Origin of the sequence: Priestia aryabhattai B8W22 (assembly GCF_000956595.1) — a bacterium.
Taxonomy (GTDB): domain Bacteria; phylum Bacillota; class Bacilli; order Bacillales; family Bacillaceae_H; genus Priestia; species Priestia aryabhattai.
Window position 1 is genome coordinate 88,841 of the sequence record NZ_JYOO01000010.1, and the last position, 11,947, is coordinate 100,787.

At 37.7% G+C, this 11,947-nt stretch carries 12 protein-coding genes and 1 riboswitch; of the genes, 3 read left to right on the top strand and 9 right to left on the bottom strand.

Annotation, left to right across the window (positions count from 1 at the left end; genetic code table 11):
- Positions 1-7 precede the first annotated feature (7 nt).
- Positions 8-496: a DinB family protein gene (locus N178_RS10005; protein ID WP_045292013.1), complete on the bottom strand. Its 489-nt coding sequence runs from the start codon at positions 494-496 to the stop codon at positions 8-10.
- 635 nt (positions 497-1,131) lie between these two features.
- Positions 1,132-1,656 carry a type 1 glutamine amidotransferase domain-containing protein gene (locus N178_RS10010; protein WP_025752860.1) on the bottom strand — a complete coding sequence of 175 codons (525 nt, stop codon included), beginning with the start codon at positions 1,654-1,656 and terminating at the stop codon, positions 1,132-1,134.
- Positions 1,657-1,962: 306 nt separating this feature from the next.
- Here N178_RS10010 and N178_RS10015 point away from each other — a divergent pair, with 306 nt between their 5' ends.
- Complete coding sequence (locus N178_RS10015; protein ID WP_045292014.1) at positions 1,963-2,385, top strand: DoxX family protein; 423 nt, start codon at positions 1,963-1,965, stop codon at positions 2,383-2,385.
- A gap of 68 nt (positions 2,386-2,453) precedes the next feature.
- On the opposite strand, the gene N178_RS10020 is transcribed toward N178_RS10015, so the two are convergent.
- The 7 genes from N178_RS10020 to N178_RS10050 all read right to left on the bottom strand — a co-directional run bounded on the left by N178_RS10020 (position 2,454) and on the right by N178_RS10050 (position 9,247).
- A complete protein-coding gene (locus tag N178_RS10020) occupies positions 2,454-3,617 on the bottom strand; it encodes a M20 family metallopeptidase (RefSeq protein WP_045292058.1) in 1,164 nt (387 codons plus the stop codon).
- A 231-nt stretch (positions 3,618-3,848) separates the two neighbouring features.
- A complete protein-coding gene (locus N178_RS10025; RefSeq protein WP_045292015.1) occupies positions 3,849-4,646 on the bottom strand; it encodes a HoxN/HupN/NixA family nickel/cobalt transporter in 798 nt (265 codons plus the stop codon).
- A 133-nt stretch (positions 4,647-4,779) separates the two neighbouring features.
- A riboswitch (cobalamin riboswitch) is annotated at positions 4,780-4,962 on the bottom strand.
- Between the two features lie 105 nt (positions 4,963-5,067).
- Entirely contained in the window at positions 5,068-5,487 is a 420-nt protein-coding gene (locus N178_RS10030; RefSeq protein WP_045292016.1) for an organic hydroperoxide resistance protein, read from the bottom strand.
- Positions 5,488-5,638: 151 nt separating this feature from the next.
- Positions 5,639-6,232, bottom strand: a complete 594-nt coding sequence (locus N178_RS10035; RefSeq protein ID WP_045292017.1) for an undecaprenyl-diphosphatase — start codon at positions 6,230-6,232, stop codon at positions 5,639-5,641.
- A gap of 146 nt (positions 6,233-6,378) precedes the next feature.
- A complete protein-coding gene (locus tag N178_RS10040) occupies positions 6,379-7,311 on the bottom strand; it encodes an ABC transporter ATP-binding protein (protein WP_045292018.1) in 933 nt (310 codons plus the stop codon).
- A gap of 1 nt (position 7,312) precedes the next feature.
- Positions 7,313-8,005, bottom strand: coding sequence for an ABC transporter permease (locus N178_RS10045; protein WP_272946321.1), 693 nt, complete (start codon positions 8,003-8,005; stop codon positions 7,313-7,315).
- Positions 8,006-8,032: 27 nt separating this feature from the next.
- Complete coding sequence (locus N178_RS10050; protein ID WP_045292020.1) at positions 8,033-9,247, bottom strand: DUF418 domain-containing protein; 1,215 nt, start codon at positions 9,245-9,247, stop codon at positions 8,033-8,035.
- 170 nt (positions 9,248-9,417) lie between these two features.
- Between N178_RS10050 and N178_RS10055 the strand changes: the two genes are divergently transcribed.
- Together N178_RS10055 and N178_RS10060 are read left to right on the top strand one after the other, a co-directional pair.
- Positions 9,418-10,143 carry a response regulator transcription factor gene (locus N178_RS10055; protein WP_045292021.1) on the top strand — a complete coding sequence of 242 codons (726 nt, stop codon included), beginning with the start codon at positions 9,418-9,420 and terminating at the stop codon, positions 10,141-10,143.
- A gap of 155 nt (positions 10,144-10,298) precedes the next feature.
- A complete protein-coding gene (locus tag N178_RS10060) occupies positions 10,299-11,894 on the top strand; it encodes a sensor histidine kinase (RefSeq protein WP_237758435.1) in 1,596 nt (531 codons plus the stop codon).
- The last annotated feature ends 53 nt before the right edge of the window (positions 11,895-11,947 follow it).

The following is an 11,947-nucleotide window of genomic DNA, read 5'->3' on the forward strand; positions in this document are numbered from 1 at the left end:
TGTTTTTTTATGCACCAATTGCTGTTTTGATTTCTTCTATTTGTTCTTGATGGCGCTTTTCATGATAGCCAATAAAATCAATCCATTGCTTTAAATCCATTAACCCAAACACAGGATGTGGAAACGATTTTTGCTTTAGCTTGTCTTCACTTGCTGTTTCTTCTAACTCTACTAAAGCCGCTCTTGATTCTGCCAGCTTATTCTTCATTTCTTCTAATGTCTGCTTTTCATTTGAAGGCGTAACTTGAGCCGGTGCATCTACTTTTCGCGAACGGTCTACCGCTAAATGAAACGGCTTATCTTCAGTCGGCTGATCTACACCGTTTTCTAGCTGATCCTTTACACGTGAAACAATCATGCGCTCCATTAAATATAAATGTTCCAATACTTGCATAACGCTCCATGTATTAGATGCTGGCTGCTGATTTAATTGTTCATATGTTAATGATTCTACACTGCTCAATACATCATTTCGAAACTGTTTGTTTTTGTTCATTTTTCATCCTCCTCTAGGATTCCTCTAACTTATCGTATCAAAAAACTCTTCCATATAAAAAAGATATCCCTTTACTTAACCATGTTTTAGCTGCAATTGTTTCACGTGAAAAAATCACATTTTCTATTTGACATAGATCAACTGAGGTGTTATATTTAGATTTCTGGCTTTTCTTTAAGAGCTGGACATAGTGAAAGTAACTTGAAAGGATGTATCGTACAATGCAAGGTAAAAATACTGGCATTCGACACATGTCTTTGAACAAAACTTATTCACACTGGATCGGCTTCGGAGCCGTAAGGATGCAAGAGAGGTAGGGCTTGCGTCGTTTAGGTTAATCGATCATGTGGAAAAACAAACCGCGGCAATGGATGAAATCCATGCAAGCACAATCAATGCTAATTGTGCCCTAACAACAACGAAACATACAAAAACCGTAATCATGGATTTTATAAAGAAAGTAATCATTTTGTTTTTACACTTGCAAAAAGCAAGTTACTGATAAGAAACACGAACAAAAGCGAGCAGATGCATCTGCTCGCTTTTTTAATGATACTTTTTTATTTACTTTATCATTTCTTTTTTTTAGCGGATCTTATAAAAAAGCCGAAACCAATGTGGTTTCGGCTTTTTTCTTATTGCTCTGCTAGTACATCCGCAAATGCTTTTGCATAAGGTGGAAGGTCTGGCGGACGGCGGCTTGAAATGATGTGGCCGTCGATTACGACTGCTTCATCATGCCAAATAGCTCCCGCGTTTTCCATATCATCTTTGATTCCTGGCGTACTTGTTACGTTTCGGCCATCTAAGATTTTTGCAGAAATTAATACCCATCCTGCATGGCAGATTTGACCGATTGGCTTTTGCTGTTCGTCCATATGACGAACCATTTCAATTACTTCAGGGTAGCGGCGCAGCTTATCCGGCGCCCAGCCTCCAGGTACTAAAATAGCGTCATATTCAGCTGGATCAACATCTGTAAACGCGTAGTCCGATACGGCTGGAACACCGTATTTCCCCATGTACGTTTCATTTGCTTTTTCTCCAACTAAATGTACTTCTGCTCCTTCTTCTCGAAGACGCATCACTGGATACCATAGTTCTAGGTCTTCAAAGTCTGCACTAACAAGCGCAATAACTCTTTTATTTTCTAAACGCATCGTAACACCTCCGCCATCAGTATAGCATGTTGGAGAATAAGATTGAAAATAAGGGACTAACTTGTACATAATTAAAGGATTTTTCAAGTTCCCTTTAGGAAACTTTTGTATGCCAAATGATCTAATTTCATATTTTCACTTGACTGAGGACAAACATCACACTACAATGTGTAGTGTGATGTTTGTAATGTTGTAAAATTATCCAAATAAGAAAGAGTTTCTAAATTAATGGCTATATTTCTTTTTTCGGGCTTTCACACTACATAACGTAGTGTTTAATTAAATAAACTTAAAGGAGGAAGTAAAGTGAATAAAAACGTCGAAATTGGTTCACTTATTATTCGTTTAGTATTAGGTTTTACATTTTTAGTACACGGTTTTCAAAAATGGCAGGGCGGGATTGAAAATACAGTAGGGTTCTTTGATAGCTTAGGAATCCCTGGTTTTATGGCCTACATTGTTGCAACGATTGAACTTGTAGGTGGGGTCCTTATTATTCTTGGTCTAGCAACAAGAGTCGTAGCTGCTTTATTTGTAGCCGTTATGCTTGGCGCTATTTTCACAGCCAAGCTTAAAAGCGGATTTGTTGGCGGGTTTGAGTTTGATATCGCTTTAATTGCCATGTCTGCTCACTTGTTCCTTGCAGGAAGCCAGTTCCTTGCTCTTGATGGAGTGGTATTCAAAAAGAAAGAAACTGCCTTTTCTCTTCAAGAAGAAAGCAGTAAGTAAAAAAGAAAACTTATACTCTCCCACTATAAGCTTTCAGATTAGTCCCCGCCTTTTGAGGCGGGCTTTTTTTATATTTGCAGCAGCAAATTCGCAAATAAAGAAGAACGCTCGGACAGCGTATCAATTTGAATATGTTCATATTCCGCATGTATTCCTTTTCCGCATGCTCCTAATCCATCCAACGTGGGAACGCCAATGGCCGCTGTAAAATTCCCGTCGCTTCCGCCGCCCACAGCTGCTTCTTCCAATTTCATCCCGAGTTTGGCCGCGATTGACTGAGCGCATTCAAATAACTCTTCCGTTTGTTTAGACTTCACCATCGGAGGACGGTTCATGCCTCCCGTTACTTCTAGCTTAATCCCTTTTAAAATAGGTGTTAAATTTAAAATAATATCCGTCATGCGCTCGGCTTCTTCTTCGGTAGAAACACGTAAGTCCACGTGCGCTTCTGCATACTCCGGAACTACATTTGTACCGCTGCCTCCGGTAAACGTCCCAACGTTTACCGTTGTACCTTTTTCATAATCAGTTAAGCTCTGCAGAAAAATCACTTGGCGCGCCAGTTCTTCAATGGCATTGATTCCTTCTTTGTGATGATTACCCGCGTGTGCTGCTCGTCCCCATACTTTTACGGTGAAGATCCCCGCTCCTTTGCGCGACGTTTTTAACGCACCTGAACCCGCCACCGCCGGTTCCGCTACTAGCACCGCTTCACTTCTTTGTGCTTCTTCTTCAATATATTTTTTAGAAGAAATCGACCCAATCTCTTCATCTGAATTGCAGAAAAACACAATTTTTTTATCCAGTGCTAAGCCAAGTTCTTGAATTGCTTTAATCGCCCATATAGATTGCACAATGCCGCCTTTCATATCTAAAATTCCCGGACCATAAAGCTTGTTTCCTTCTGTTCTCAAGCTCAGCCTTCCCTTTTCCCATACTGTGTCAAAGTGACCGATAATTAAAAGCTGCTTTTCTCCTTCCCCAATCGTAAATTTCAAGTGGTTTCCTACTTCTTTTTTTTCTATGATTTCATACCCTATCCCTAAACGCTTTTGAAACAGCTCCGTTAAATACATTCCACACTGATCCACTAACTCCTTACTGTAAGATGGTGATTCTTTTTTCACAAATCCCACTAGATCTTCGAGCATCTCTTGTTCGTGTTCTTTTAAATAACTAAATACGCTTTGTTCTACCATTACCTGACTCAAATCAATTCCTCCTCCAAACAACCCCTGCTGCTTGTGCATTCACTGCTTTTATTTATTGTACGTATAAGTATGTTCTACGTTTCACATAACGTTCTTAAATTATCCTTAATTATAATGGTTTTCAGACAATTTTCCATCCTTTAAATACAGATAATACTTTAACTTATTCATAACCGACGGAAAATAGCCATAAACTTCAACAAATTTATACAAAAAAGCTTCAATCTTCAACAGATTAAAGCTTTCATTTTATTAATTGATATTTATTTTGATATTTTTTCCTTTTGACTTCACACTAACAAAAATAAACATAGACACTAAAAAAATAAATAGAATAACGCCAACCATTTCAAAGTTTACTTCAGCCCATGGGTTAAAGAAAGTGAATGCTAAATAGAATGACACACCATATGCGAGGACAACAATAACCCAGCCCATCAAGCGAGAAGCAGATTGCCCAAACTTACTCGATTCATTCACCATTTTATGTACAATCAGTGAATCGATTGTATCTGTCAGCATCATTCCAAACATAAATACTAGTCCTAATAAAAGCGGCGTATACTTGCCTGCGTTCCCTACAGCTAGAGACCACACGGCCGTTTGACTGACCGTTTCAGCTGCTAAAGCGAACAATGCTCCTACAAGAATAATTAAAAAAGGATTCGTTGTTCCTTTTGCGATTTTCGGGATAAACTTCCCTTTTAACCCGCTCAGCTGAAACTCTTCTTCTTTATTTTTAGTTCGAAGCAAATGATATGTGTTTAATGTCCCGATTAGAAAGAGGGAGATAATGGATACCCAAGATGCAAAATGATCGAAATACGATGGAAATGTAAAATTCTTCATCACCACGCCCAGCACCCCGGCCGTGACGGCCACCATCCCTCCGTGACCTAGTGAAAACAGCGTTCCAACCCACGGGGCAAAACGGCTGCCCATTCGCCAATTATATCGGGTCTGGCCGTCAATAAAAGCTAAGTGGTCTGCATCCAATCCGTGCCTGATTCCTAATAAAAAGACAAGTAAAAAAACTGATAAACCTTCCATTTCCTACACTCCTTTTTTTAAAATAAAACGTAAAAAAGCCTCAATTCTATAGAAATTGAGGATGTGTCGGCATATGAAAATAAACAGCAATTGCTCACTGCGTACCTTGATACACCGCCTCTTTCCTAGAAGAGTCAAGTGTACAGAATAGGTAGGTCTCCTGGCTTGAGATCATCATTTTCTACCGCCTTCCCCGTTTTGAGTGACGATATGATAGAAAACTCCCTGCTTACAGTGGCTGGACCGCTCGAGATTTGCACTCGATTCCCTGTTACCTCTTACTCTATGTAAGAGCACCTAAACTGTGCGAATGATTCATTTTCTTCCTCATTATACTAGTACTCCTTACAAATGAATAGAGAAAATTCAAATAAAAAAGCCCTGCTAAGCTTTACATGCTTAGCAGGGCTTTTTAAAGCAATTAAACTACTTCTACCGTTACGTCTACGTTACCGCTGATTGCTTTTGAATACGGGCAGTATGAGTGAGCTAGGTCTACATACTTTTTCGCTGTTTCTAAATCTAAGCCTTCGATATGAGCTTCAAGCGCTACAGCAATTTTTACTCCTTGATCAGCTTTATCTGGAAGCAGCTGAACCGTAGCTTTTACTTCACTGCTTTTAATTTCTACGTTATGTTTTTTCAGCATAAATTCTAACGCGCTGTTGAAACAAGCGCTGTATCCGGCTGCAAATAGCTGCTCTGGGTTTGTTGCTGTCGTTGTTTCTCCACCAAGCGCTGGCGGTGTTGCCACGTCTAAGTTAAAGATGTTATCTAAAGAGTGAACTTCTCCTGTTCTTCCACCTGTGTTAACAACTGTTGTTTCATATAAAGCTTTCATGTATAAATCTCTCCTCTTTTTTAGTAATTTTATTAGATGTTTTTATTTATCGTTTCTGTAATTTAATTGTACAAAATTTAATTTTAAAAAACAAGTATTAAATACATTAAAAATTTCCCAATAAAAAAAGCCGCGTATTTGCGACTTTTTCTTAATAATATTGAGACTGCCCGTCATAAGCTGATTTTCGAAAAATAGACAGATTAGTAATAGCTCTCATGATTTTCGTATTAAAAATAACATAATGAATAAACAGCGCCAGCACACAGCCTAAAATAGCTCCTGTTAACACATCGAATGGATAGTGAACGCCAACCCATACGCGTGAAAATGCAATGAGTGCACCCATGAAAACCCACATGCGTCCTGAACGTTTGAAATGCAGCCAAATGGTAAAAGTGATAACTAATGCAGATGTAGCATGATCGCTTGGAAATGAAGAATTCGCGGCGTGATCAATGAGCTGATTCACGTGGTGAGAGATAAACGGACGATCTCGATAAGCAAATAAACTAATCACTTTATTGATAATGACTCCTGTGGCACAAGCACATAAAGCTTGAAATGCTACAACACGGCTGCCGTTTTTATTAATAAGTAAAAACAAGCCGAGTAAAACGATAAGTACATACTGGGCATAATCTGCAAAGAATACCATTAGCGAATCTACAAACTTCACATGCGAGGCATACTGATTCACCGCATGGAAAATGGCATAGTCTACTGAATTAATAGCTGATAACATAATCGAAATCCTTTCTTATTTTTAAATGTCATTAGCTATCTTATCAGTTTCTTGCGAAAATGAACATGTTTTTGTCAGAGGCTTCCTAACTGATATTTATAAATAACGTATTCAGGATGAGTAGTAAGCCAACGGACTTTTGCCCATTAACTTACCTGTGAATGATCCACAATGTTTTTTTGCAAAAAGATTTCTTCTAAAGAAGGTTCTTCTACGTGAACTTGATAAATATCGATGCCGCATTGAATCAATTCGCGAATAATCAGAGGGATATTTCTCTCTTTTTGAAGCATCACTTTTGTGTACGTGTGATGGTATTCCACGTCCGGACTCACCGTACGGAAAAACTGTTGAATATATTCTTTATGGCTGCTTGGGTAAGGATCATGTTTAATCATCACCGTTTTTTTCGCTTGGTATTGAAAGCGCAGTTCTTCCATTGTCCCTTCTATTAAAATAACCCCATTTTTCATAATCGCTACGCGTGTACAAATCTTCTCAACTTCATTTAAATTATGAGACGTCATAAAAATCGTCTTGCCTTGATTTTGAAGTTCTCTTATTAATTCATGAATGTGGAGAGCAGATTCAATATCTACTCCAGAAGTTGGTTCATCTAAAAATATAAGATCTGGATCTGTTATAATTGCTTGAGCAATTCCTAACTTCTTTTTCATTCCAAATGAAAACTTTCCAACTTTCTGATGGTCATGTCCTTCTAATCCTACTTTCTTCAGTACATCACTACAGTGTTCTTTAGAAAAACGATGGCCATTTATCTTTAAAAAATAGCGCAAATGATTGAGCGCTGTCATCTCATCGTAAAAGTTAGCATAGTCAGGAAGCACACCTATTTTCTTCTGAAGCTCTAAATCAATATCACTCTGTCCCAGCAGCGTAAATTCTCCTGCTGAAGGAAATGAAACGCCGGTAAGCATATTAATAAATGTAGACTTCCCTGCTCCGTTTCTCCCTAAAAATCCGTAAATTTCTCCTTGTGGTACCTGTAAATTAATACTGTTAACAATTGTTTTAGATCCATACTTTTTAGTTAATTTACTTGTTTCTATAGCATACATATTATACTTCTCTCCTTTTAAAACTCCAAAGTGCCGTACATAAACAAAGTGCTGCAAAAATAAGAAGAACTGTTAGATACCCTTTCTCCAACTTTAAATAGTAGTAGGGTGTCACATACTTAAACCATGCAATGTACGCTTTTGATGAAAATATGCTCCATCCACTCAGTACCGGTAGAACAAACGATAAAATAATTGATAAAAACATAGTATGAGTTGGGTTTGGCAGCAAAGCTGAAAGCATTAATACAAATGAAATCATGCACATAGTGAATAGTAGGCACTCTAAAAATATATAAAAAGAAAAATGATGCGAAATAAACGCAATCAATAGAAATGAAAGAGAGATACAAACGAGCCAGAAACAACAAATACCTAAGAATTTCCCTAGTACAATACGCTCTCTTGATGTTTTAGTAACTAAAAACCTTGCCGTCCTTGTTTTAATTTCTTGATTAATAACATTATGAGAAAGACTTGAAATAAACAGAGGTCCGAACCCGAGAAGCATCGCCAAAATTCCCCCGTTGGCTCCATCTCGAATCTGTGCGCTCGTCAGTTGACCTCCAAGTTGACTGACTATATGGGCTATTCCATAGGAAGCACCGCATACGATTATAATAACGATAATTGATTTAATGCTTTTAAATAAGCTTTGAAACTCTTTTATACTAATGGCCCACATTTTTAAAATCTCCTTTTGACATAAGTTTGACTGCTATCATCCAACAAAAGGATGATTTACTTCTGACGGTAAAGTTTTTTTCTCTTTTGGCTTTCCACTCCAAGAAAAATTTGTCCATATGCGCAGCAGCTTTTCCACCGGTCCAGTTTTAAATTTTTGCACGTACATATAACTGCCGATAAGCTGAATTCCGTAAATACCTATGCAGACAAAAACCCCTGCAATCATGCCGAGCTTTCCGAAATAACCTAATCCATAACCATAAAAAATCGTCGTGCATATAACCGTTTGCATTAAATAATTACTAAGCGATATCCTGCCTACGCTTTCAAAAGCCTTCATCAAAAATGACTTCTCGTATTTCGCATATAGCCAAGCAAAGCCTGCAATATAACCAAGAGATAAGAGACTCCCACCTAACATATGTGTAGAACCAGCCCAATTAGCATCTGGCCATACGTACATAGTTCCTTTTAACAGCAAGCTAAGCGGAACCAACACGGCCGCCCAACGGCCATACTGTTTTTGATTAGCTGAAACGTCGTAAAACCACTTTTTCTTCCCCGCATACATACCAAACAAAAACAAAGCACCCATTATAAATGGTGTAAACAAGAAGGCAAAAGCAAATTTATATCCTGCTATATTCATCGGATCAACATTGTTGCGGTGGTCTTTAATTTGTTCATAAGTTCCACTTCCATACACATGAATCGTATCTTTTACGTATGTGGTAAGCGTTTGTTTATCACTAAGAAGATACATGTTATCGTGTAATGAACCGTAACCAGCCGCTCCGGTCAGAATCAACAAAATTGATGCCCATACCAACAGCGTTTTAGCTTTACGGTTTAAAAAGAAAACTAATAAAAATATCCCCATCATTCCGTAAAACGTAAGAATATCTCCTTCCCATAAAAGTACTCCATGCAGCAGGCCAAACCCTAGAAGCAGAAGAAAGCGGCGAAAGAAATGCCTTTTTACTCCTAACTGCCTTCTTTCTAAGCTTTCTTTCATCTTCACCATTGAATAGCCAAATAAAAAAGTAAAGATTGGCATAAAACTTTCTTCTACCGCGACTTTTAAAAAGACATAGGCTGCTGAATCACTTGGTGATAGCGAGAAGAGATGAATCATATCCTTTCCGTAAATACCATATTGAAAAATCAGCATATTCGCTAGTAAAATACCAAACAAGCTGAATCCTCTCATACTATCAATTACTTTAACTCGCCTAAAATCATTACTCATCCTTTTAACTCCTTTACTATGTGTCTGTATATTTAGTATATGAAATGAAGTTTTCAAGAAAATAAACGGGAGATTATCTTTTCTTTAACATTTTCCAATTTTGTTAATCTTTTCGTAATGTTCTTATGCTAAAATCGAATACGTATGAAATGAAACAGAGGTGATTTATATTGGAAGATGCATCTATATTGCTAGTTGATGATGAAATTGCTATTGTCAAAATGTTGGAGACAGTATTAAAAAAAGAAGGATTCAACCAAATCTATAAAGCTCACACCGCTCAAGAAGCGCTAGATGTTTTACATAATAAAACGATTGATATTATTTTGTTGGACGTCATGCTTCCCGATAAAAGCGGATTTGATATTTGTCCTAAAATTCGTGAGCTCTCAAACGCATATATCCTGTTCATAACAGCCAAAGTATCTGACTTGGATGTGTTAACAGGTTTCGCCATGGGCGGAGACGACTACGTAACCAAGCCATTTAACCCTTTAGAAATTGCGGCACGAATTAAAGCACGACTGCGCAGAAAACAAGCGCTGACCGAAAGAAATCCTGTAAAAATGGAATCACAGCCTTCAAATCGCTATGAGTTTGATCGTTTTATCATAGATGAATCCGCTGGAGAGCTCATTGTAGATGGTCAAACGGTTGCTTGCCCCGCACAAGTATTTTTGCTGCTCCTTCATTTCTGTAAAAATATGAATATTGTTCTTTCTAAATCACAGCTGCTTGAAGCCGTCTGGGGATATAACCAGTTCGTAGACGATAATACGGTAACCGTACATATTCGAAGAATCAGAGAAAGAATCGAAGATAACCCCAGCACCCCAAAACATTTAGTTACAGTACGAGGGCTTGGATATAAATTAGTGACCGGAAAAGCACTATGAAATCAATTAAAAGAAGATTGACCTTTCATTTTTCGTTTCAGTTTATTATGACTTCTATTTGCATTTGCTGTGTTATTTTTTGTTGTTTTATATTTATAGCTGTATATCTTACAAATCAAGATATAAGAAGAGACTTTCCTACAGGTTCCCTAAGCATGTTAACGACTGATACAGTTATTGAAAATGGAAAAGCTACTATACCGAAAGATTTAACGAAAGAAATTAAAAGTGAAAACCTATGGTATCAAGTGGTAAACAAAAAAGGAGATGTAATTGGAGAAGTTAATACTCCTAAAAATATCCCTAAACATTATACAATTAATCAACTTCTCGATATTGAAAAACAGAAAAAATTTCGAGACTATCATATCGTCACAGAACTGGATACGTTTCTTGTACAACCCACATACTACATACTAGGCTATAAAAATGAATTAAAAGACCAGTTATACGATTTATATAAAAATTACAGCCAAGGCGGCCTTCCAATAACTGAAAAAGTACCTCAATTGGAAAAGCAGTTATTAAGTAAGGATGCTTCTCTGCAAGTTATTAACAACCAAGGCAAAGTTATCTCTTCCTTTCGAATGCCCAAAACAAAACAGCAGTATGAGCCTTTAGACATTATTTCCCGAAAAATTGAAAAAGACAAATATGAATCTACAGCTACAATTTTTCATGATTCAAAGAAAAATTATTCATGGATTTTTCATACCCCTAACAAACATCAAACTATTTCTGACTACTCAATTATTAGAAAACTAGTAATTGGCGCAGTTGTTGTTACTGCTTCAGTTCTTTTAGCAACTATATCTATTTCAATCTGGAACGCTTTTCGCTACGGCGGGCCCTTACTTCTCTTCACCAGCTGGCTCGGACGTATGGGAAGCGGAAACTATTCAGAAGTGCTAACAGAAAAAGAGCGGAAGCGCGTCTTTCGGAAGAATGGAAAAGTACGTTTTCAATATCGCCTCTATTCAGAAGTAATTACAGCCTTTTATGAGATGGCAGAGCAGCTTAGCTTGGCTGAAAAAGAACGAAAGCAGCTAGAGACCACTCGTGAAGAATGGATGACGGGAATATCTCATGATTTGCGGACACCTATTTCAACAATTCAAGGATATGGGCATATGCTGGAAAGCGGCCATTACAATTGGGACGAAGAAGAGCTAAAAGAAATTGGCCAAACGCTGCGTGACAAAAGTGAGTATATGGTGGGGCTTGTAGAAGATTTTTCACTGGCCTTTAAGCTTAAAAATAATGTCGTTGTCTTAGAAACAAAAAAAGTGGACGTTCATCAATTACTTCAGCATATTGTTTTAAAATTCGTTAACGATCGAACCATTAAAAATGTTCAATTCTCTTATGTGCCTGTTCATCTTCAACCTTTTATTCAAGCTGACACGCGCTGGTTTGAGCGAATGGTTGATAATTTAATTTTTAATGCTATTAAGCATAACCCTGATAACACCACTATTACAATTTCGACGGCCATAAAAAATGACCACATCTTAATTATGATTCAAGACGATGGAATTGGAATGGATGAAGAAACGCAGAAAAATTTATTTGACCGCTATTACCGCGGCACAAATACAACCGAAAAAACAGAAGGTGCTGGACTTGGCATGAGCATCGCAAAGGCCATTTGCGAACTTCATAAAGGGCAAATCGAAGTGAAATCTACTCTTCACCAAGGAACTGCCATTACCCTGCATATTCCTCTTTCAACCAATCAGCAGCCGGACTAAACTCCAGCTGCTTTTATACACCTCAATCATCCCCGTGCTATAATGTACGCAAC

Bases quoted from the DNA above. Each gene is read 5' to 3' on its own strand.
- N178_RS10005 (WP_045292013.1), bottom strand. From the start codon at position 496: ATGAACAAAAACAAACAGTTTCGAAATGATGTATTGAGCAGTGTAGAA.
- N178_RS10010 (WP_025752860.1), bottom strand. From the start codon at position 1,656: ATGCGTTTAGAAAATAAAAGAGTTATTGCGCTTGTTAGTGCAGACTTT.
- N178_RS10025 (WP_045292015.1), bottom strand. From the start codon at position 4,646: ATGGAAGGTTTATCAGTTTTTTTACTTGTCTTTTTATTAGGAATCAGG.
- N178_RS10030 (WP_045292016.1), bottom strand. From the start codon at position 5,487: ATGAAAGCTTTATATGAAACAACAGTTGTTAACACAGGTGGAAGAACA.
- N178_RS10035 (WP_045292017.1), bottom strand. From the start codon at position 6,232: ATGTTATCAGCTATTAATTCAGTAGACTATGCCATTTTCCATGCGGTG.
- N178_RS10040 (WP_045292018.1), bottom strand. From the start codon at position 7,311: ATGTATGCTATAGAAACAAGTAAATTAACTAAAAAGTATGGATCTAAA.
- N178_RS10050 (WP_045292020.1), bottom strand. From the start codon at position 9,247: ATGAGTAATGATTTTAGGCGAGTTAAAGTAATTGATAGTATGAGAGGA.
- N178_RS10060 (WP_237758435.1), top strand. From the start codon at position 10,299: ATGTTAACGACTGATACAGTTATTGAAAATGGAAAAGCTACTATACCG.